22 protein-coding genes and 2 pseudogenes are annotated in these 20,417 nt (G+C 36.8%); 23 read left to right on the top strand and 1 reads right to left on the bottom strand.

The window, feature by feature from the left end; all coding sequences use genetic code 11:
• Positions 1 to 208 precede the first annotated feature (208 nt).
• The 15 genes and pseudogenes from JCM9157_RS15130 (at position 209) to JCM9157_RS15195 (ending at position 14,867) form a co-directional block, all read left to right on the top strand.
• Positions 209 to 1,555: an ABC transporter substrate-binding protein gene (locus tag JCM9157_RS15130; protein WP_035665987.1), complete on the top strand. Its 1,347-nt coding sequence runs from the start codon at positions 209 to 211 to the stop codon at positions 1,553 to 1,555.
• Positions 1,556 to 1,703: 148 nt separating this feature from the next.
• A complete protein-coding gene (locus JCM9157_RS15135) occupies positions 1,704 to 2,669 on the top strand; it encodes a carbohydrate ABC transporter permease (protein ID WP_081734203.1) in 966 nt (321 codons plus the stop codon).
• A gap of 2 nt (positions 2,670 to 2,671) precedes the next feature.
• Positions 2,672 to 3,514 carry a carbohydrate ABC transporter permease gene (locus tag JCM9157_RS15140; RefSeq protein ID WP_035665990.1) on the top strand — a complete coding sequence of 281 codons (843 nt, stop codon included), beginning with the start codon at positions 2,672 to 2,674 and terminating at the stop codon, positions 3,512 to 3,514.
• A 79-nt stretch (positions 3,515 to 3,593) separates the two neighbouring features.
• The gene (locus tag JCM9157_RS15145; protein ID WP_035665991.1) at positions 3,594 to 4,622 is read left to right on the top strand and encodes a glycoside hydrolase family 88/105 protein; all 1,029 of its coding nucleotides are present in this window, start codon (positions 3,594 to 3,596) and stop codon (positions 4,620 to 4,622) included.
• Between the two features lie 123 nt (positions 4,623 to 4,745).
• A pseudogene (locus JCM9157_RS15150) lies at positions 4,746 to 6,384 on the top strand (beta-galactosidase); the annotation flags it as partial.
• Between the two features lie 135 nt (positions 6,385 to 6,519).
• Positions 6,520 to 6,657, top strand: coding sequence for a Beta-galactosidase C-terminal domain (locus JCM9157_RS25450; RefSeq protein WP_235715032.1), 138 nt, complete (start codon positions 6,520 to 6,522; stop codon positions 6,655 to 6,657).
• Between the two features lie 331 nt (positions 6,658 to 6,988).
• On the top strand, positions 6,989 to 7,618 hold the full coding sequence (locus tag JCM9157_RS15155) for a YesL family protein (protein ID WP_035665992.1): 630 nt from the start codon (positions 6,989 to 6,991) through the stop codon (positions 7,616 to 7,618).
• Positions 7,619 to 7,735: 117 nt separating this feature from the next.
• Positions 7,736 to 8,911, top strand: a complete 1,176-nt coding sequence (locus JCM9157_RS15160; protein ID WP_035665994.1) for a cache domain-containing sensor histidine kinase — start codon at positions 7,736 to 7,738, stop codon at positions 8,909 to 8,911.
• Positions 8,912 to 8,931: 20 nt separating this feature from the next.
• Positions 8,932 to 9,474 carry a sensor histidine kinase gene (locus JCM9157_RS15165; RefSeq protein ID WP_235715033.1) on the top strand — a complete coding sequence of 181 codons (543 nt, stop codon included), beginning with the start codon at positions 8,932 to 8,934 and terminating at the stop codon, positions 9,472 to 9,474.
• Positions 9,475 to 9,499: 25 nt separating this feature from the next.
• On the top strand, positions 9,500 to 11,116 hold the full coding sequence (locus JCM9157_RS15170) for a response regulator transcription factor (protein ID WP_035665996.1): 1,617 nt from the start codon (positions 9,500 to 9,502) through the stop codon (positions 11,114 to 11,116).
• A gap of 12 nt (positions 11,117 to 11,128) precedes the next feature.
• Positions 11,129 to 11,503 carry a sensory rhodopsin transducer gene (locus JCM9157_RS15175; protein WP_035665998.1) on the top strand — a complete coding sequence of 125 codons (375 nt, stop codon included), beginning with the start codon at positions 11,129 to 11,131 and terminating at the stop codon, positions 11,501 to 11,503.
• Between the two features lie 202 nt (positions 11,504 to 11,705).
• On the top strand, positions 11,706 to 12,050 hold the full coding sequence (locus JCM9157_RS15180; RefSeq protein WP_035665999.1) for a DUF4181 domain-containing protein: 345 nt from the start codon (positions 11,706 to 11,708) through the stop codon (positions 12,048 to 12,050).
• 85 nt (positions 12,051 to 12,135) lie between these two features.
• Positions 12,136 to 12,680: pseudogene (locus tag JCM9157_RS15185) on the top strand (GNAT family N-acetyltransferase).
• Between the two features lie 109 nt (positions 12,681 to 12,789).
• The gene (locus JCM9157_RS15190) at positions 12,790 to 13,476 is read left to right on the top strand and encodes a hypothetical protein (RefSeq protein WP_035666001.1); all 687 of its coding nucleotides are present in this window, start codon (positions 12,790 to 12,792) and stop codon (positions 13,474 to 13,476) included.
• Between the two features lie 386 nt (positions 13,477 to 13,862).
• Positions 13,863 to 14,867, top strand: coding sequence for a DUF3231 family protein (locus JCM9157_RS15195; RefSeq protein ID WP_035666003.1), 1,005 nt, complete (start codon positions 13,863 to 13,865; stop codon positions 14,865 to 14,867).
• 234 nt (positions 14,868 to 15,101) lie between these two features.
• On the opposite strand, the gene JCM9157_RS15200 is transcribed toward JCM9157_RS15195, so the two are convergent.
• On the bottom strand, positions 15,102 to 16,103 hold the full coding sequence (locus JCM9157_RS15200) for a DUF3231 family protein (protein WP_035666007.1): 1,002 nt from the start codon (positions 16,101 to 16,103) through the stop codon (positions 15,102 to 15,104).
• 253 nt (positions 16,104 to 16,356) lie between these two features.
• Between JCM9157_RS15200 and JCM9157_RS15205 the strand changes: the two genes are divergently transcribed.
• The 8 genes from JCM9157_RS15205 to JCM9157_RS15225 all read left to right on the top strand — a co-directional run bounded on the left by JCM9157_RS15205 (position 16,357) and on the right by JCM9157_RS15225 (position 20,290).
• Positions 16,357 to 16,746, top strand: coding sequence for a VOC family protein (locus JCM9157_RS15205; RefSeq protein ID WP_035666009.1), 390 nt, complete (start codon positions 16,357 to 16,359; stop codon positions 16,744 to 16,746).
• 37 nt (positions 16,747 to 16,783) lie between these two features.
• Positions 16,784 to 17,155, top strand: coding sequence for a hypothetical protein (locus JCM9157_RS15210; protein WP_148296892.1), 372 nt, complete (start codon positions 16,784 to 16,786; stop codon positions 17,153 to 17,155).
• Positions 17,156 to 17,313: 158 nt separating this feature from the next.
• On the top strand, positions 17,314 to 17,469 hold the full coding sequence (locus JCM9157_RS24935) for a hypothetical protein (RefSeq protein ID WP_162831769.1): 156 nt from the start codon (positions 17,314 to 17,316) through the stop codon (positions 17,467 to 17,469).
• A 27-nt stretch (positions 17,470 to 17,496) separates the two neighbouring features.
• Entirely contained in the window at positions 17,497 to 17,625 is a 129-nt protein-coding gene (locus tag JCM9157_RS25805; RefSeq protein ID WP_268870954.1) for a hypothetical protein, read from the top strand.
• Between the two features lie 75 nt (positions 17,626 to 17,700).
• Positions 17,701 to 17,889: a DUF3953 domain-containing protein gene (locus JCM9157_RS26115; RefSeq protein ID WP_369384761.1), complete on the top strand. Its 189-nt coding sequence runs from the start codon at positions 17,701 to 17,703 to the stop codon at positions 17,887 to 17,889.
• 103 nt (positions 17,890 to 17,992) lie between these two features.
• Positions 17,993 to 18,433: a VOC family protein gene (locus JCM9157_RS15215; RefSeq protein ID WP_035666012.1), complete on the top strand. Its 441-nt coding sequence runs from the start codon at positions 17,993 to 17,995 to the stop codon at positions 18,431 to 18,433.
• Between the two features lie 374 nt (positions 18,434 to 18,807).
• Complete coding sequence (locus tag JCM9157_RS15220) at positions 18,808 to 19,716, top strand: hypothetical protein (protein WP_035666015.1); 909 nt, start codon at positions 18,808 to 18,810, stop codon at positions 19,714 to 19,716.
• Between the two features lie 52 nt (positions 19,717 to 19,768).
• Positions 19,769 to 20,290, top strand: coding sequence for a GNAT family N-acetyltransferase (locus JCM9157_RS15225; RefSeq protein WP_035666017.1), 522 nt, complete (start codon positions 19,769 to 19,771; stop codon positions 20,288 to 20,290).
• Positions 20,291 to 20,417 lie beyond the last annotated feature (127 nt).

Genomic DNA, 20,417 nt, shown 5'->3' on the forward strand with positions numbered 1-20,417 from the left:
AGTGGTACTACTTAGAACATCCGATAATTAGCTAAATCCGTCACCCCACCCTCTCATTCCCAAACTCCAATTTATAAAAACATATAAAAAACAACTCAAAATTGTTACTTTTCAAAATATATTTAACTTTTCTTATCTATCAAGAGGTCAATTAAAAACCTATAATAAAGTTGTAAGCACTTACATGAAAGAATATGGGGGGAACGAAATGAAAGGGAAAATGACAAAATGGTTGATGTTGGCAATGTTTGCTTTAGTACTGGCTTTGGCTGGTTGTAGTTCACAAACAAATAACGATCCTGGTGGTAGTGAAGAAGCTCCGACTGATTCCGCAGATACGACTGATGATTCAGCTGCTACTGGCGAAGATGAAGTTACGATTCGTGTTGCTTGGTGGGGAGGGCAAGAGCGTCATGATATGACTCTTCAAGCGATTGATTTGTTTGAAGCAGAGTACCCTCATATTACTGTTGAGCCTGAGTATACAGGTTGGGATGGTTATTGGGAGCGCTTAAATACACAAGCTGCTGGAAATAACTTGCCAGATGTTATTAACATGGATAACTCCAAGTTAAATGAGTACAATAGCCGAGATTTATTAGTAGATTTGGCACCGTTTATTGATGCTGGAACGATTAATTTAGATGATGTTGATGATGTTTATCAAGAAATTAACCATGATGGTGACCGCGTTTTAGCTGTATCACTAGGGGCTAACTCGTTAGCAACTGTGTTCAACCGTGATTTGTTTGAAGAGCATGGCATTGAGTTAGAGCCTGGTTATACGTACGGGGATTTAGTTGATGCAATGCTGAAAATTAAAGCATCAGCAGATGGCGAATTTTACGGATTTGATTTTGCAAATGCGGAGTACGAATTATTCTTCTCTTATGCACGTCAAAATGGTCAATCTGTCTTTAATGCTGATGGAACAGGCCTTGGTTTTGAAGAAGGAGCACTAGTAGATTTCTTTACGTTAGTTCAAGATATGGTAAATGAAGGCGCTGGGCCAACACATGATATTACAATGTCTTACATTGATGGTGGGAACGCGATGATTGGAGATGGAACAGCAGCAGTACAAATGGCAGCTAGTAACCAAATTATCGGACTTTCTCAATCAACTGACTATGAACTAGGATTAAACTTGTTGCCTTCTCTAGAGGGTGGACAGCATGGTAACTGGATTCGTCCAAGTATGTCATTTGCGATTTCGCAACACTCCAAGCAACAAGAAGCAGCAGCTCTATTCATTGATTTCTTCACAAACAGTTTAGAAGCTCATGAATTATTAAAGGCTGACCGTGGGGTTCCGATTTCTTCAAAAGTTCGTGAACACTTAGCTCCATTAGTAGATGGACCGGTTCAAGAAACATTTGAATTCTTAGAACTAGTAGCAGAATACACGAGTCCAGCAGATCCACTATCTCCTCCAGGGGAATCGGAAGTTCGAGGATCATTTTTACGTATCGTAGAAACGCTGAAATACGACCGCATTACTCCAGAGGAAGCGGCGAAACAATTTATTCAAGAAGCTGAAGCAGTATTGAATTAGTAGTTTGTATAAGGCCACTGAGAAAAGGTGTGTTTTACCTTTTCTCAGTGGACTCTAAGCAACGTGTGGAGCCATTGCAGCTTCCTTGAATAAACTTTCAAGGGGTTTTCAGTGGGCTCCTCTTTTATAAAATAGGAGGTAGACGATCATGTCACGACCAGAAGAAGTAATTCGGACTCCATCACCGTCTCTGACACCATCTGAGCAAACGAAAAAACAAAGGCGCCGAAAGGCATTGAGAGAAAATTTAACAGGGTACGCAATTATTTCTCCTTGGTTAATTGGGTTTCTAATTTTAATCATAGGGCCAATGATTGTTTCTCTCTATTTATCTTTTACAAACTATGATTTGTTATCAAGTCCGAATTGGATTGGCCTTCAAAATTACGTGAACATTTTAACGAATGATCCACGATTTATTCAATCGTTAAAAGTTACTTTTATCTTTGTGTTTGTTTCGACACCTTTGAAGCTGATTTTTGCCTTGCTTTTGGCGATGTTATTTAATACAGGACGTAAAGGTACAGGATTAGCTACAACGATTTATTATATTCCTTCCATCATCGGGGGAAGTGTTGCCATTGCTGTTGTTTGGAAGCAAATGTTTGGTCGTTCAGGAGCAATAAATGAATTAGTCACATCATTAGGTTTCACAGGAGTTAACTGGATTGGTAATCCAGATACGGCTTTATCGGTTTTAATTTTACTAGTAGTTTGGCAGTTTGGATCGCCTATGATTATCTTTTTGGCGGGTCTTCGTCAAATTCCAATGGATTTATATGAAGCAGCGAGTGTAGATGGGGCGAATGCGATTACGAAGTTTTTCAAAATAACGCTTCCGATGCTCACACCTGTTATTTTCTTCAATTTAATTATGCAAACAATAGGCGGCTTTATGACCTTTACGCAGTCATATCTCATTACAGGTGGAGGACCAATGGATTCAACATTATTCTACGCGGTCTATCTTTATGAGGTTGCCTTTCAATATTTAAGAATGGGTTATGCATCTGCTATGGCTTGGATTTTGCTAGTGGTTATCGGGATTATTACCCTTATCTTATTTAAATCGTCGAAATATTGGGTTTATTATGAATCAGAAGGAGGGCGTTAATCATGAAAAATAAACGTCTTCTAAGCGACATCATTTATTATGTGTTTGTGATTGCCTTTGGCTTCATTATGATATATCCGATTCTATGGATGTTTGCAAGTTCTTTGAAGCCGGCTCAAGAGATTTTCAATAACGCTTTATCTCTCATTCCAAGTGTATTTGTCTGGGAAAACTATCCTACCGGTTGGCAAGGTTTTGGCCGAACAGGCTTCGATATCTTTTTCAAAAATTCAGCGATCGTGACATCTCTAGTGGTCATTGGCGCAATTTGCTCGAGTAGTATTGTGGCCTATGGGTTTGCGAGATTGAATTTTAAATTTAAAGGTCTTTTATTTGCCTGCTTGATGGGAACGATCATGCTTCCGATGCAAATTACGTTAATTCCGCAGTATGTGTTGTTTCATAATATCGGATGGGTGAATACGTTTTATCCGTTAATTGTTCCGGCATTTCTAGGTGGGACTCCGTTCTTTGTATTCTTGTTAATCCAATTTATTAGAGGGATACCGCGTGAGCTTGATGAAGCGGCTATTGTCGATGGTTGTTCTACCTTTGGAGTGTTCTGGAGAATTATTTTACCACTATTAAAACCAGCTCTTGTAACCGTGGCACTATTTGCTTTCATGTGGACATGGGATGACTTCCTTGCTCCATTAATCTATTTAAACAATGCGAATTTACACACCGTTACATTAGGGTTACGGAATTTTATGGATGCGGATGGCAATACAAATTGGGGACCATTGCTTGCGATGTCGTCACTATCATTAATGCCACAATTCATCTTGTTTGCCTTTTTCCAGAAATATTTAGTCGAAGGAATCGCAACTACTGGTTTGAAGTAGGAGAAGTAGAATAGGAGGCTACCAGAACATTTTCATTCAGGTAGCCTACTCTTTTTTAAACAGATTAGGAGGAGTATATATGCCAAGTTTAGTATTTGATGAGAAAGAAATAAAACAGGTGATTGATCGAATTGTGGAAAGAACATTGAATATGGATTTCAGCTGGGATTGGCCAGGAGGAGTAGCCTTTTACGGAATTACAGAGGCTTTTGAAGTAACAGGTGAAGAAAAATATATCACAGCTATTAAAGAGTGGATTGATCAGGAGTTAGAAGACGGACTACCGAAGTTAACGGTGAATGCCTCTTCCATTGGTCATATTTTACTAACATTATATAAGGTAACAGATGACAACAAATACTTAGAGATTGCTACACAAATGGCAGATTATCTAGTGAAGGATGCAGAACGTTTCGATGATGATGTGTTACAACATACTGTGAACGGAGATAAATACAATTTCCCTGAACAAGCATGGGTCGATACGATGTTTATGGCTGGTTACTTCTTGCTTCGTATTGGAAGATTGTTAGATCGAGAGGATTATTTTGAATTTGGTTTAAAACAGTATCACGGTCATGAGAAGTTTCTACAAAACGACGATACGAATCTTTACTATCATGGCTGGGACAATATTGCGGGCAATAACATGTCTAGTATTTTTTGGGCTCGCGGGAACAGCTGGGCTGCGATCACAATGGCAAGAGCATTAGAGTTAGTGGAGGTTCAGCATCCTTCTTATATGGTGATTGATGGTTCACTGAGAGATCAGCAAAGCGCACTTGTACGCTTGCAGGCAGAGAATGGCTTGTGGCATACGATTTTAACAGATCCTACTTCCCCTGTGGAGGTATCGGGTTCAGCAGGAATTGCAGCGTCTCTACTAGTGAGAGGCAAGTTATATAACAAGTATATTCAAAAGTCTATTCACGGAATGTTAGAGCAAGTGAAAGAAGATGGATCGGTTATGAGAGTGTCAGCAGGAACGGCTGTAATGAACGATGCTCAAGGCTATAAGGATGTTCCTGATAAAAGAGTTCAAGGCTGGGGTCAAGGGTTAGCACTCGTCTTCTTTGCTTCCTTGCTAAAAAGTAGAAACATTAACTAGTTTGAAAAGTTAGGAGTGTTCGGTATGCGAGCAGTATCAGAGGTACTTCCTTTTATTTCTTATGGTGGAGATTATAATCCTGAGCAGTGGTCAGAAGACGTTTGGCTTGAGGATGCTCGTCTGATGAAAAAAGCTGGTGTTAACATGGTGTCTCTTGGAATATTCAGCTGGGGTGTTTTGGAGCGGAGCGAAGGAGAGTTTGACTTTGGATGGCTAGATAAAGTCATGAATATTTTACACGATCATGGAGTAGGGGTTAATTTAGCGACAGCGACTGCTTCAACCCCTGCTTGGCTGTCAAAAAAGTATCCAGGTTCGATCGCACTTGATCAACATAAAAACCCGTATTCATTTGGCTCAAGGCAACATTATTCTCCTAATAGTCCAGATTACATCCGCCGTATCGAAATTTTAGTCCGGAAGCTCGGGGAAAGGTATAAAGACCATCGGCTTTAAAGATGTGGCACATTAATAATGAATATGCCTGCCATGTTTCTGAGTGTTATAGTGATGATTCGGAAAAAGCTTTTAGAGATTGGCTGAAGGAGCGTTATCAAACAATTGAAGAATTGAATGATAGATGGGGAACGAATTTCTGGAGTCAGCGTTATAACGACTTTGAAGAAATAACGTTACTGGCGAACCCGCCAACGTTTGCGAATCCAGGGCAAGAGCTAGATTACAAGCGGTTCATGGACGATGCTTTTTTAAATTTATATAAAATCGAAAAAAATATATTAAGAGAAATTACACCTGATATCCCGATCTTCACGAACTTTATGTATCAATTCAAGCCGTTGAATTATTTCAAATGGGCAGAAGAGATGGACATTGTCACCTGGGATTCCTATCCGGATCCAAGAGAAGGCATTCCGGTTTCTCATGCGATGACACATGATCTGATGCGAAGTTTGAAACAAGGGCAACCGTTTTTGTTGATGGAACAAGTAACAAGCCAAGTGAACTGGAGAGACATTAATGTCATTAAACCTCCTGGCGTCATGAGGTTATATAGTTATTCGACGATCGCCCGTGGCGGAGACGGAATTTTATTTTTTCAATGGAGACAGGGTCGTGCCGGGGCTGAGAAATTTCATGGCGCAATGGTGCCTCATTCGAATGATGAAAACAGCCGAATCTTCCAAGAGGTCAAGCAGCTCGGTCATGAGTTAAAGAAACTAGATGCGATTGTCGGTGCTAGAACGAAGGCGAAGGTCGCGATCGTTTTTGATTGGGAAAACTGGTGGGCGGTTGAGTTAGATGGTAAACCGCATAATGACTTGCAGTATGTTCAAAGAGTCGAGGTGTATTATCAAGAATTTTACAAAGCTAATATAGCGGTTGACTTTGTCAGAGCAGGTGATGACCTATCAGCTTATGAGCTAGTCGTCGCACCGATGCTGTATATGATTAAGCCTGGTGAAGCTGAAAATCTAGAAGCTTTTGTAGAAAATGGAGGGACGTTAGTCGTATCTTTCTTCAGCGGCATTGCCGATGAGAATGACCGAATTCACCTTGGTGGATATCCTGCGCCGTTACGTAAACTGTTAGGGATTTGTGTAGAGGAGTTTGATCCTTATCCATTGAACGAAAAAAATACGATTCTCTTTAATGGCCAAAAAGCCAGCTGCTCAATGTGGAGTGATGTTATTCGCTTAGAGGGCGCCGAAGCCTGGCAGAGTTTGGCGAAAACTGGTATAAAGGCAAACCGGCTGTTACCCAGCATAAATTTGGACAGGGAAAAGCTGTCTATATCGGAACAGAGCCAGAAGCCGATTATTTAAAAGACTTATTAACGAAGCTAACCTCTGAAAAAGCAATTAAAGCTCCAATTGAAGCACCAGCAAATGTAGAAATACAACTAAGAGAAACGAAAGAAAACAGCTTTCTCTTTATCATGAATCACAATGATGAAGATGTAGAACTACAACTACCAGCAAACATTCCATTCCAAAATGTATTAACAGGTGAAGTTATCTCAGAAACGATCACGGTTAAAGGAATTGACGTTGCAATTCTTCAAAGTAGAGGATAATTGCTGGTTGTATGTTTGCCCCACTAAGTGAAATGAAGCGGAAGTCACTCGAGTCCTGCGGGAAATAGAGGTAGGGTCAAGGCCCCACAGGCGCAGCGAGGAGGCTTGACCCCTCCCCGCGGAAAGCGAGTGACTGCAGCGCAATGGAACGAACACGTCCTGTTCCTCCCAACTGAAAAACCAACCAACAAAGATGTCCCAAAGGTTTAAACCAGCCTTTAGGGTCATCTTTGTTGTTTTTTAAAAGAAATTTAACGTTTTTTAGCTACTCCAATACAACCCAATCCATTATAATATTTTGTAAGCGATTTCATAGAGGGGCTGAGAATAGATGAATTTTATCGGATTTACCGAAGTCGTTAATACCTTTTGTGAATGGTTAATGAAGTTAGCTTTTCTGAACACCTTATGGGTGATTTTCACATTAGCAGGTGCGGGTATCTTTGGCTGGGCTCCCGCCACAGCAGCTCTGTTTGGAGTTTTACGAAAACGAATGCTTACAAATGAAGATTTCCCCACATTAAAAACCTTTTTTAGTCTTTATAAAAAAGAATTTTTCAGAGCCAACCTAATTGGTTTATTTATCTTAATAGGAGGCTGGTCGCTTTATTATAGTTTAAGCACACTGATCTTTTTAGAGCAAACGGCTATGATCCTTTTAGGAACGATCTTTTTTATTATGACGATTTTGTTTGTGATTGTTAGCTTGTTTATTTTTCCTGTCTTTTCCCATTATAATATTCCGTTTAAAAAGTGCTTTCGTTATTCTCTTATGCTTGGACTCTCTCATTTACACTATTGTCTACTGATGGTTATTGCGTTGAGTGTTACAGCTATTCTTTTTCATTCTTTCCCTGGGTTTTTATTGTTTTACGCAATCAGTATTCCTGTTGCTTGTGTGATGGTAATTACAATGAGAGTGTTTACTTCTCTAGAAGATAAAGTTGATTTGAAGGTATAGCGAGGAACTTTTGCTAGAAAATCAAACATGAAAAATATGAAACTGCTTACATTTAATAGGTTATATTGCTAAAATGATCATATTAGCTATCGGGTTGGACCTGGAGGATTCAAAAAAATGAACATTTTCAAGCGGTTTCGAATTAGGTATTTATTGTTTGGCAGTTTCTTTCTGTTTATGCTTGTGTTGTTTGGGGTCATTATTTACGTTAGTTATCAATATTCAGTTAGAGGCATTATTGAAACAACAACAGAATATCAAGAAAAACAATTAAGTTTGTTTAATGAGGACCTCACAAGCAAGCTAGACACATTTGAAGATTATTCTGTGATTTTATCGAGACAGCAAGTTTTTCGAAGTGTCATTAGTAGCAATCAAAGAATTTACAATAATAATGTTTTGTCTTTAACACAAGATTTTTCTAATATTGTTTATAGCATTCCAGCTCTTCATTCTGTGGAGATCTATTTGAATTATCCGCCAATCGATAATATTCAATATCCGATTAGGTATAAAGAGTTAACTGAACTTCATGAAGCCTCGTGGTATGCTCCACTTGAGGAAATTATTTCGTCTTGGCTCGGGACAAGAACTGTGGAAATGATATCAGGTGAAGAGCCTGTCATCAGTTATGGGAGGAAAATTAATACATCAAGAGGGAGTTTACAATCGGTTATGATTGTTAATCTCGATCCTTATGTTATTCAAGGTTGGTTAAGAGGATACAATGAAAATTCCAATTTAGTATTACTGGATCATAACGGGAAGGTCATATCAAGTAGCCGTCCTTATGACATGCCAGATGGGCTTTACGAAAAGGTAATGGCAGCTAGTCAAACGAAAGAAGATGGGAAATTATCCTTTCACTTACGCCATGATGAAGACTTTGTGGTAGCAACATCCATCTCATCTTTAAATTGGACGTTAATGGAGATCACTCCATTTGTTGAACTAGTGGCTGTTAGTAGAAAAATGACTAGTTCTCTTATTGCAATAGGAGTTGTTGCGATAGTTTTAGCTTTCGTTGGAACTTTATTTTTAACAAGAAGCTTTACATCTCCAATCTTAAAACTAGTACATGCGATGAATCACTATCACATTAATCAACCAAAGCCTGTTTTACCAGAAGGCTACAAAAATGAATTTGGTCAATTATTTAAAGGTTTTCAAGATGTAACAGACCGAACCGAAATGCTCTATCAATCTCTTGATGAACAAAATAAACGCCAGAGAGAAGCTGAAATTAAGGCGTTACAAGCAATATTAATCCTCACTTTTTATATAATACTTTAGACCAGCTTAACTGGATTGCGATTGAACGTGGCGATCATGATATGAGTAGAATGCTTGAACTACTTGGAAAAATGCTCAGAATTGGTTTGTCTAAGGGAGATAGTATTATTACGATCGAGAAGGAGTTAACCTACTTAGATTACTACATGAGAATTCAGAAAATTCAGCTAGAGGACCGTTTTGAATTTAAAATTGATTCACCGAAGGAACTCGAGCACTACTATATTCCGAAACTAACTTTGCAACCATTTGTTGAGAACGCTGTCATACATGGGTTTCAAGATGGTAGAAAAGGGAAAGTTACGATTTCGGTACAAGAAGAAGCAAATCATCTCATTATAAAAGTAATAGATAATGGCATTGGCTTTAACACATTGACTCCGAGTAAAAACAAGCTTCATACAGGAGGGTACGGAATTCGTAATGTGATCGAGAGACTGGATGTTTATTTTGGAAAAGAAACGAGTGTGAATGTCATGAACCGAGAAGAAGGAGGGATCATGGTCCTGATTCGAATTCCTAAGGTTAAGGAGCAGAGTGGGATTCAACATACGACGGCATAAAATAAAACAACCAAGGGGGATTATTATGTGGCGTGTCGTAATCATTGATGATGACCATAAAGTGCTAAGGGGAATGAAAAAGATCATTCCTTGGGAGGAACTGAATTGCGTTTGGGTTGGTGAAGCACCTAATGGTAAAGAAGGACTTGAAGTGATAAAAGAATTAAAACCAGATATTATCATTACAGATATTTATATGCCAGTGATGAATGGACTAGAGATGATTCAAGAATTGAAAGAGTTGGATGTAGCTAGCAAGGTCATTATTTTAAGTGGCTTTAATGATTTTGAATATGCACGTCAAGCGATGAGGCTACAAATTGCAGACTATTTATCAAAGCCTGCATCGATAGATACGATTACAGAAGTGTTGAGTAGAGTAACAAAGGAGTTAAAAGAAGAACAAGCAGAGCTTCTACAAGTTGTTGAATTAAAAAATAAGATAAGCCTGTACGAGCCATTTGTTGAAAAAGAATGGATCAAATCCATTGTCACAGGCACTGTGAATTTATCTGTTTTACCTAGTACAGTCCTACAAATGGTGGAAAGCTGGGAAAAGAAGCAACATGTCGTTTTGGCGATTTCTTATGATCAGCCGTTAGAAAACACATCCTTCTTTAAAGCAGATGGACACTTATTTCGTTTTGCAGCTAAAAATATAATAAATGAAGTGGCTCAATCATTTTTTGAAGATTTTCAGTATATTGAGCTTCACATCTTTCAATCAGCCTTATGTATACATTTTGAAGAAAATCAAGAAGCGATTTCTAACTTGAACAAGTTGACTAAGAAGATTGAAGCTTCTATCAATACGTTTTTACAAGTGAGAACAACGGTCACAATTGGCTCAATCAAGTCTAACTGGAGAGAGATATCTGACTCGATGAAAGATTGTGTGTCTGGTTATGGAAATAGATCAGTTATTCATCCAGTGAAAGAAGATGGCTCTGCCTCCTTTCAACAATTTCTTTGGTCACAGTCGATAGAGGCCATCCAGAAATTATCGGAAGCGATTCGCTACGCTGATCAAGATGCGGCTAGTGAGATTATCAATTCCTTCTTTGAACATGTGAGGAGTTACCCTTACTCAAATGCAGCAGCTGTTCGTCTCGGGATCGAAATGTGGACGGTGATGACCTATTCCCTCCATGATATCGGGATTCGCATTCAAGAAGTACTTCCTGAAGACTTTGACTTGTTATATGAACTCTCAAACCAAACATCATGGCAGGATCTAAATATATTTTTAAACGAAAAAGTAGCTGAGATTTGCCATCACCAGCAATGGGATGAGAACTTGAAGCACAAACAATTAGTCGAAAAAATGATCGCCTATTTAAATGAGCATTTAAGCGACAATATCACCTTACAAGATATTGCGAATGAATTATATATTTCTAGAAACTACCTTGGACAAATCTTCAAGAAAATCATCGGCGAATCCTTTAAAAATTACATTACTAGAGTTCGAATGGAAGCAGCAAAAAAAATGATCCAAGAAGGAAATTACCTCATCTACGAAGTGTCTGAAAAAGTAGGCTATGTTAATCCAGCCTATTTCACAACAACCTTTAAAAAATACACAGGGTACACCCCGACAGAGTTAATTCAAAAGCGATTCGAAGTGCCCAAAAAAGCATAGGAGTTGAAAAAGATGAACAATCGAAAAAAAGGCGAACTTAGTTGGTATATTCCGGATGGATACATTCCTCCGCTTAGTTCTGGAGATTTAGTGAGTCACGAGTCTATTTGTGTTCTGAATTGCAATAATGAGACTGCACACTTAAAAGTTACAATCTATTTTGAAGACCGTCCTCCGTTAGAAGAAATTCCATATGAAGTGAAAGGGAAAAGAACGAGCCACATTCGTACGAGTAGTTTAGAAAAAGACGGAGAAAAGATTCCTGTTGAAGTACCTTATGCCATCGAAGTCCAAAGTGATATCCCGATAATTGTTCAATATAGTCGCTTAGACTCAACTCAAAAGGAATTGGCTTTAATGTCTACTATGGCTTTTCCGATTGGGTAAATTTGAAGTATGGGTTGCGACGTGAAGGTAAAGAGATTAATAGTGTGTGACAAGGGGGAGTTTGATTCGGATTTGAATTGAACTTCCTTTTTTACGATGGTTAAAAGAATATATTTTGAATCAACGAATATTCAATGGAATAATGAAAGAATCAAATAAGCTGGATCGTACTAGAATAATTGATTTAATTCAGGGGGGTTTGATGGGATATTTGATTTTATTGGTTATTATTATTCTATGGTTTTTCTTAGGGAGATTGTTGAGGCAGAAGTACAATCTTCCGAAAAGAATGTGGGGTTATAAACATGAAAGAAAAGGATTTGCTGTTTTATTTTATCTGATTATCTTAGCTTGTATTTTTTACGCATATAACAATCCAAATGCAAATCTCTTTCTCCTATTCCCATTTATAGGAACATTAGTAAATGTCAGTTTTAGTCTGGAACAATTTTTATATAAAAGGACAAATAGATTATATATAGTGTATTTGTTTGATGCTGTTGTTTGGTTCGTATTGGGGATCGCGGTAAATTTAATTTTCGGTTAACTGCGATGCTCTAATAAGACATCGCTCGCTATTGCACTACCTGCAGGATTGTTTAAAATTAAATACTATAAGGGGGTTGTAATGAGTGAGTGTAATAGAAAAGGAATTTAATGTTCGTGATTTACGGTATATTATAAGGTCTGCAAACGAGAAGGATGCACAATCCTTGTCTGAAGTAAGGGTACAAATAGATGGCGAAACTGAAAATATGGATAGAGAAAAAGGCGAAGCGTACATAGATGAATCAGGTTTTAAACAACTAATTAAAGAAGATATAGAAAGAGCTCATAATCTTTTTTTAGTTTGCGAGATAAAAGGAAGTATTGTTGGTTTTTCAAGGTGTGAAGGCAAATTGTTAAAAAGAGAGTTTCATAAAGCTGAGTTCGGTGTTTGTGTACTAAAGGATTATTGGGGATATGGCATTGGTACAAACTTGTTAAAAGAAACAATAAAGTGGGCTGATTCAACTGAAATTAAGAAAATAACTTTAAACGTACTCGAAACTAATGAAAAAGCCATAATGCTCTATAAAACTATGGTTTTGAAGAAGAAGGAGTATTAAAGAGAGATAAGTTACTATCAGATGGAAATTATTATAATACCGTGATCATGGGAAGGTATAAAGAATAATTCTAACTGGTTCACTAAACGTTTGTAATTGTCCGTCCACTCCTTTCAACTGTTAATTCATTATTATCCCGTAGGGAAATTATATACTAATCGGAAAGCAGGAAATAATTTGATCCCAATTTTAAGTGATATTGCATTAGCCATATTATTAATGCTGCCACTAATCATCGTTCGCGTTCTCCTTAGCAATAACAAAAATATTGTTCATTCAAGTAAATTAGCTCAATTTTGCTCAGCAATCATAATATTAAACTTCCTACTCATCAAGATATCTATTGATATGGGAGAATTTTTATTAACACTGTTTTGGCAATTTTTAATCATTTATCCAATAAGCGTTGGTGTAATTTATTATTTGCTACAAACTCATAATAGGGAAGATTCTTCTAAATCTTTGTTGGTAGCTTTCAAACGCAAACAACAATATACTCTTGGTTTAATGATTATCTTGTGCTTAACCATTTTAGTTATTGGGATAAAGGATAGTAATCAGAAAGTTTTAGATACGCATAACCAACTTATTTTGGATTTAATAGAAAGCGATCATGCTATGGAGACATTGGTTATTCATACAATAACTCCAAGCACCATGTTAGAAATTTTGCCTGTTCTCCACGAAATAAAAGAAGGAGAAATAGAGGTGTTGTCGTTGCCTTGGAAAAGCACAGTGAAAGTGACAACAGATACAAACAATGGTGGGTTTAACACTAGAGAATTTACGTACGTCCGATGGTATCGGGAATGGAAATTAGATGGAATGTATAGAACTTCAGGTTACGATCGCTCGAACAATTAAAATAATTTTCCGCTAATTGGTGCCTTGGCGGGATTACTCCAGCAGTTAATTTTACAAAAAGAACGATTTTGAAAACTAGAATAAATTCTATTTGTAAATTAGTTAAGTATCTTTCAATATCAAAAGAAGAAACGGAGAAAGAGTTTGAGGATGATAAATCCATATTCAACAATGGAGGCGTTCCTTAAAGAAGGAATGCTTTTTTTCCCGTTAATAAAAAAGGATATTAATGTTAAATTTAGAGAATGGGTAATGTATAAAAACTTTAGAAGGGGAATTGCCAAAAGATCTAAATCTTCTTTCTAGTCTCGAGGCTCTGATTTAATTACATAAAATGTAAAAAAAGAAGGGAACATACTACATATAGAGATTTAGGAGGCTTATTGATGAGTGAACACATTCGGCTAACAGCAGCAGAAATTGGTGCTATTTGGGCATGTTACATGACGGAGAGCGCCACAATTCCCATGCTAAAGTATTTTTATTCAATAGCAGAGGATTCTGAGGTTAAATCAGTAATTGAATTGGCTTTAGAAACCTCTAAGGAGCACCTTAATGAATTAGGAACTCTATTTGAAAAGGAAGAATATCCAACCCCTGTTGGCTTTTCAGAAGAGGATGTAAACTTGAACGCACCTAGACTATTTTCTGATACATATGCTCTTTATTTTATTAGAAATTTCGGTAAAGCGGGACTTGCAGCTCATGGAGCAGCCGTTTCTTCAGCGGCAAGAGAAGATATCCGTGCTTTATATAAAAGGTATTTACAAGACGCAGTAGAAATAGAAGATGAAGCTAAAAAAGCTTTACTATCAAAAGGTCTTTTTATTCGCCCTCCTCATTTGCCGACACCGAAGGAAGCTGAATTTGTAAAAAATGAAACGTTTTTAAGAGGGTGGTTAGGAGAAAGAAGACCGTTAACAGCTGAGGAGATTACACACATGTATATGAATTACATGAATAACCTCTATGGTAAATCTCTCTTGCTTGGCTTTGCACAAACAGCTCAAATTGCAAAAGTAAAAAAACATTTTGTAAGAGGGGTTGAATTATCAAAAGACATTCTAGATGTGTTAAAAATTCTATTAGAAGAAAGTAATTTACCAGCTCCAATGACTTGGGATGCAGAGGTTTCTGCTAGTTCGGTTTCTGTATTCTCAGATAAGCTTATGATGTTTCAAGCAAATGCATTATCAGCTATCTCATTAGCGAACATAGGTGGTTCAATTGCATTAAGCTTCAGAAGAGATATTGCTGCCAAGTATTCAAAGCAAATGATCAATGTCGGTTTTTATGCAGAAGATGGGGCAGAAATCATGATTAACAATGGTTGGTTAGAGTTGCCGCCGATAGCAGCGAACCGGAATGATTTAGTTAACCAAAAAAAGTAAAAAAAATTCACTTCCTTAATCAAAGCATGGAGTTAATATCAGTAGTCTTAAGAAAAAAATGTACTAGTGCGTTGCTTTAAATATGAAGCAACGCATTTTACTTTTTACACGTGAAAGAAAAACCATTAAGAATGTAAAACGGTCTGATAACTTCAAATTGGATTCATACAGTAAAAAATAAAAAGAAGATAGCGGTTGTTCACTACCTTCTTCACTAGTATTGATTTCCTTACGTTATTTTTTCATCAATTCTTTCCGATTAGGCGCTTGGGGTGGCTCTTCTAACCAACCATGCTTCAGCATGATATCAACGCCATCCTTTGCAAATAAAGCAATTTCCAATGAGATTCGTTGATAGTCAGTTACGAGATCGTACCTCATGCTCGCAGTCGAGGCAGTTGAATAATTTCCTTGGCCAGTAGCACTTAATACGCTTAAGAAAAACATCATTAATTTATCTGAAAAAACTCGAGTTGTTGAATCGGTCACGCTGTTATCCCATGTAACAGGAGCATCTATGTCTGAACTTGAAAGGGTTTCTGTAAACAGTTGAACGTGTTTGTCTGAAATCGCTTTTCCCCGCTTCATATAAGCAGCTACTTCTTTGGAATCAGTTGTTTGAGCGAATCCTGTACAGATCGAGCTTCCGATGTAATTGGCTTTTGTATTTTCAAACAAATGGGAAATTTCAATGCTGTTCAACGTTCGCTTATTAAAAGGGTTCAAGCCACTGCTTAAGTATTTTTTACCTTCGATATACTCAACTTCATTCGGTTTTGAAATTATGGGCGGCCTTACATACGTTCCTTTTTCTAAAGCTGTATCAACAACTAAATTATATAGAGTTGACATGTTATGAAGGTAATTTGTAAACAATTCACGAACATCTTTCCGACTAGATACGGCTTGTGAAACACTATAGGCAACGGTTCCAGCCTTGCCCATTGTTTCAATAAAGGAAAGCATAAAATGATCTGTAAACAATTTTGGCGCGTGAAGGTTGACATCTGATTCAGTAAAACCATCAGGAACTGGAACCGCTTCTTGTTTAAAAAGCTGGGCAATCTGTTTTTTTGCGTTATTGGTTAAGTCAAGCGCACTTTTAACTACAATACAAATATCGCTGTCTTCAACCGTTTTATAAAAATAGTTCATAATTTGTAGAGACATACTATTTTGAATGTACTGCGTCCACAGCATTCCTATTTCTGAAGCTGTGAGATTCGGTTTGTTCATCCCGAGCACCTCTTTTTATGAGTGTTAGTAATAATAGCCTAACCAATTTATAAGGAAAAAATTATTTTAATTCAAAAGTGTTGAAAATATTCCTGTTGTTTTTTGTAAATAAAAAAATAAATATTAATTGTATTGAACTCACTTCCTTTTAATTTTGTTTCAACTTGCCGAATTAATTAAAAACGCGAGTAGGGAAATGGTAAAAAAAATAGAATGTAAGAGTATTAAATGATTTATAAAGGAGGCCGTTTTTATGACTACACCTTATCCTAAAACACCAATAAAGAATTTAGTCGGTGGCGTGTTTGTCCCGGTTCGTAACCTTGAAAAAGCAAAACAATGGTATAAAAATATTTTTGGTTTGGAGGGAGGAGAGGAATACTTTGGTCATATATTCGTAGTACCTATGGAAGGTACAGCTGGATTGGTTTTAGATACCATGCCACAGTGGAGAAAAGAAAATGGCGATATCCCGACATATCAAGCTCCATCCATTCAATTTTTAACGAGGAATATTCAGGCCTCTTATCAGTTTATGAAAGAAAATAATGTTGAACTGGTAACAGAAATTCAGGATGATTATTATTTTGTGTTTAAAGACCTAGATGGCAATTTATTAATGATTTGTAAGTCAAATGATTAAATTAGAGGAAAAAAAGATTAATATAAGAGCTAATGCCATGAGAAAAATCATCGTTACCTTTCTAATTCTGTTTATTGCTGGATGTAGTTTCTATAGTGATCAAGAAATGGAAACCATTCAACAAATTGACCGAGAACTAAACTTAATTCTTACGTCAACTGAATTTATACGATCTTCAAATCCTTATGATTACGTACAGGGTCATCCTGATAAATTTGATTATATTGTTTCACAAAAAGACATTACCTTAAATCATTTTTTAAATAAATTTTTATCAAGTCACTCTAATGGATTAGAAGAATATATAATGGCTACTGTTTGCGTCGAAATTTTAGGAGCGAAAAATCCTGTCACAGAATGGTCAACTGGTCGTGAATGGTACGAGAAATATTCTTCTGGAAATCTTTAAAAACAACGAAACAGCTTATAGAGTAACTATTTGCGTAGTTTTGAATAAAGGAGAGGCGTTCTGTAGTAGGAACGCCTCTTCTCCACATGTAATTAAAAACAATAAAATGGATTTATATGGTAAGGTAAGTGTAAGTGTAAAAAGGAAAGGTGATTAAAATGGACGTTTTCAGTGCAATTTTCAGTCTTGTTATTGTTCTATTAGTGATTTATGGACTATCAAGGTTTGCTCATTATATTCATAACACTAATAAAAAATTAGACGAAATTACTAAAAAGTTAGACGAGATTCAAGCAGCTCAGAATCAGAAATAAATGTAGAGAATGAAAGGAAGTTTAATATTGGGTTTATTAATAATTATACTCATTGGTTATGCTCCATTATTTTATAACATACATAAGCGCTTGCGGAATCTTGAAGAAGAAAATGCAGCGTTAAAAGAAGAGATACGAATGTTGAAGCAAGAGTAAGGGGTGGGTTACTGTTAGAGGAGGAAAGATGTTAGATTTAAGCTAATCTTTGGTTTAATTTGGTTACTCTTATTAATTGTACAAAGCGTTACGGCGAATTTTTCTTTACAGTTTTATGTCCTTCTATCATTTGGTGCCATGCTTTTAGTTATCGGAATTTCCGAATTTAGAAAAGATCGAGATTCCTTTTTACCTTATTGGTTTTTCATATGCTCAGGTATTACATTATTAATAGCTATTTTAGTATATTTTAACAGATTGTAAGTGTCGTGTTTAAAAAGAATCTAGCCTCTTTTTTGTATACTTTAGTGAATAAAAGGGAGACAATGGTGAGGTAAATTTAATTGATAAAAGGAGTGCTTTCAGTTTGGTTGGAGTAGAAATGAATATGGTTGCGAAAGATAGCTTAAAAGCATTGGAATTATACGAAAATATATTTGAAATCGAGCGTGTAGAGGTTTCGGACCTTCCTCTAGGTGAAAATGAAGCTGTTTTTACTTTATACGGAGTACGTCTCCATCTGTTAGATGAAAACCCAAAATTCCATTTGATTGCACCAAAACCAGACGACCCTAAAACGAGTTGGATTAACGTTACTGTCCCGAATATTAAGGAGACTTATGCAAAGGCAATGGATTTAAATTGTACAGAGATTCAACCGGTGACGGAGATGGCTGACTACGGAGTATCGAACGCTATCTTCATGGACACTTTTGGCTATGTATGGATGCTCCATCAAATTCATAAAGAAGTTAGTCATGAAGAACGCATACGGCTATGGGAGGAAAAAAAGCAAAGTGACAACTAATGTCAGTAAAAACTAGGAACAATCAGGAAGTGGTTGTTCTTGTTTTTGATTTCAAAAGATAAGGGATCTGAGGTCCAGAACAGAGAAGGGAGCGGACTACAGATCCCTTATGTACGGAAAAATACCCTGTTTTGGGTGCTCAGCGGACTTGAGATCTCTTATTTGAGTATGATCGTTATTATTTAGCAGCGATACAGTCAGATAAGGAATCAGGAGTCCTATTCCTTCATGAGAATGGACATTTCATTCAAATAAGGAATTCTCTGTCCGGATGAGTGTCAAGGTGGACCACAGTTCTCTAAAAATCGGTTTATAAAAAACAGGAGCAAACTCAATCTACGGCAGGCAGAAGACTAAAGAAAGGGGGATACAAGGTGGACTCTATTGTTTACTCAATTATGCTACTAGGTAGTTTCTTATTTTTATATAAAAAAAGGGAGGATACAGAACCTTATTTTCAACTAAAACTAATAGGCTATTTTATATTAGGTTCATTTGCTTTGAATTTTGATCAAGTGTCACTTCCACTTGGGTTTGTCGTGTATCTGTTGTTTTTATATCCTCATTTAAATGAACAGGTCAAACGACGAGCAGCAGTATTAGGTGTTCTTGCCTTTATTATTGTCCAGTGGATCATCCCCTTTACCATTGATGAATGGCAGAGCCGCCCGGTATTTATTAAACATGAAATTGAATCTGTTTATTCAATGAACTTTCTAGATGAATTTGAACGGGTTAGGGAAGAGTTAAAGTTAGAAGATAACAGTTTAGAACTGGAGAACTTCAAATTAGAATATACTAAAGAGGGTCAGATTCGAGATTTAAACTGGCAAATAATTGGACATAACGGCAATGGCTATATTTCTTACCATATTCAATACGAAAAGGAAGAAGGAAGGTATCGAGCAATGTCTAGTCAGTCAGATGATTTGTTTTATTACGAGTCATTGGTTGGTGCCGATCGTTTCTTTGAAAATCTTAATGTACTTGATATTCAAAGACTTACTCATGAAAAAGGTGACTTTTCTTACTATGTAATACAAAGTTCGGGGAATCAACTCTATTATCCAATAGAAGGTCAAACTCCATATGTAATTTCAAATGGAGACATACAATTATTAGATGACGAACAGTTACCAGTTGGGCCTTACATTTCAGCATATGCCATGGTGAAAACAGGGGAAAAACGAGATGATCAAGGCAATATTACAGAGGAAAGCTTTGAATGGACCGAACCATCTGATTATCTTTTTGATGTTAACTTTGCGGAGGAATGGGAGTGAAAAGTTTTAAATAAGAACGTATACCTTAGTTCTAGAAAGGAGCTGAGACTTTTTGAATAAAGACTCTCTAAAAATTAGAAAGGCTGTTATAGCTGATGCAAAAGGAATAGGGAAAGTGCATGTGGATAGTTGGAAAACAACATATGAAAATATTGTTCCAGCTGAGTTCCTATCAAATTTAACATATGAAAGTCGCGAAAAGGTATGGATAAATGAAATTCCTAAAGGCGGTGTCTATGTGGCTGAGAATAGCGTGGGAGAAATTGTTGGTTTTTCTTCTGGAGGTAAAGAAAGAAGTGGCAAGTATAAAGGATTTGATGGCGAGCTGTACGCCATTTATATTCTAAAAAAGTATCAAGGTAAAGGAATTGGCAAGGCACTAGTTCAACCGATCATTAATGAAATAACAGGAATGGGATTAAACTCTATGCTTGTTCTTGTTTTGAAAGATAATAGTTCTCGACTTTTCTACGAAGCGCTTGGAGGTAAAAAATTAGATGAGGTTGAAATTAAAATTGCAGGAAAGAGACTGTCTGAATATGTGTATGGGTGGAGAGATGTAAGGGAATTTTGACGTATTAGTTTAACTAATGCGTCTTTTTTTCATTCGAAAAGTCAGAAATTCGCCGTGCATATGATGACTAATATTGTAGGATTTTCTGTTTTTTAGTCATCTATAATACTGTCAAAATTGGAAGAAT

Origin of the sequence: Halalkalibacter akibai JCM 9157, assembly GCF_000513135.1 — a bacterium.
Taxonomy (GTDB): domain Bacteria; phylum Bacillota; class Bacilli; order Bacillales; family Bacillaceae_D; genus Halalkalibacter; species Halalkalibacter akibai.

Bases quoted from the DNA above. Each gene is read 5' to 3' on its own strand.
- JCM9157_RS15130 (WP_035665987.1), top strand. From the start codon at position 209: ATGAAAGGGAAAATGACAAAATGGTTGATGTTGGCAATGTTTGCTTTA.
- JCM9157_RS15135 (WP_081734203.1), top strand. From the start codon at position 1,704: ATGTCACGACCAGAAGAAGTAATTCGGACTCCATCACCGTCTCTGACA.
- JCM9157_RS15140 (WP_035665990.1), top strand. From the start codon at position 2,672: ATGAAAAATAAACGTCTTCTAAGCGACATCATTTATTATGTGTTTGTG.
- JCM9157_RS15145 (WP_035665991.1), top strand. From the start codon at position 3,594: ATGCCAAGTTTAGTATTTGATGAGAAAGAAATAAAACAGGTGATTGAT.
- JCM9157_RS25450 (WP_235715032.1), top strand. From the start codon at position 6,520: ATGAATCACAATGATGAAGATGTAGAACTACAACTACCAGCAAACATT.
- JCM9157_RS15155 (WP_035665992.1), top strand. From the start codon at position 6,989: ATGAATTTTATCGGATTTACCGAAGTCGTTAATACCTTTTGTGAATGG.
- JCM9157_RS15160 (WP_035665994.1), top strand. From the start codon at position 7,736: ATGAACATTTTCAAGCGGTTTCGAATTAGGTATTTATTGTTTGGCAGT.
- JCM9157_RS15170 (WP_035665996.1), top strand. From the start codon at position 9,500: ATGTGGCGTGTCGTAATCATTGATGATGACCATAAAGTGCTAAGGGGA.
- JCM9157_RS15175 (WP_035665998.1), top strand. From the start codon at position 11,129: ATGAACAATCGAAAAAAAGGCGAACTTAGTTGGTATATTCCGGATGGA.
- JCM9157_RS15180 (WP_035665999.1), top strand. From the start codon at position 11,706: ATGGGATATTTGATTTTATTGGTTATTATTATTCTATGGTTTTTCTTA.
- JCM9157_RS15195 (WP_035666003.1), top strand. From the start codon at position 13,863: ATGAGTGAACACATTCGGCTAACAGCAGCAGAAATTGGTGCTATTTGG.
- JCM9157_RS15200 (WP_035666007.1), bottom strand. From the start codon at position 16,103: ATGAACAAACCGAATCTCACAGCTTCAGAAATAGGAATGCTGTGGACG.
- JCM9157_RS15205 (WP_035666009.1), top strand. From the start codon at position 16,357: ATGACTACACCTTATCCTAAAACACCAATAAAGAATTTAGTCGGTGGC.
- JCM9157_RS15210 (WP_148296892.1), top strand. From the start codon at position 16,784: ATGAGAAAAATCATCGTTACCTTTCTAATTCTGTTTATTGCTGGATGT.
- JCM9157_RS24935 (WP_162831769.1), top strand. From the start codon at position 17,314: ATGGACGTTTTCAGTGCAATTTTCAGTCTTGTTATTGTTCTATTAGTG.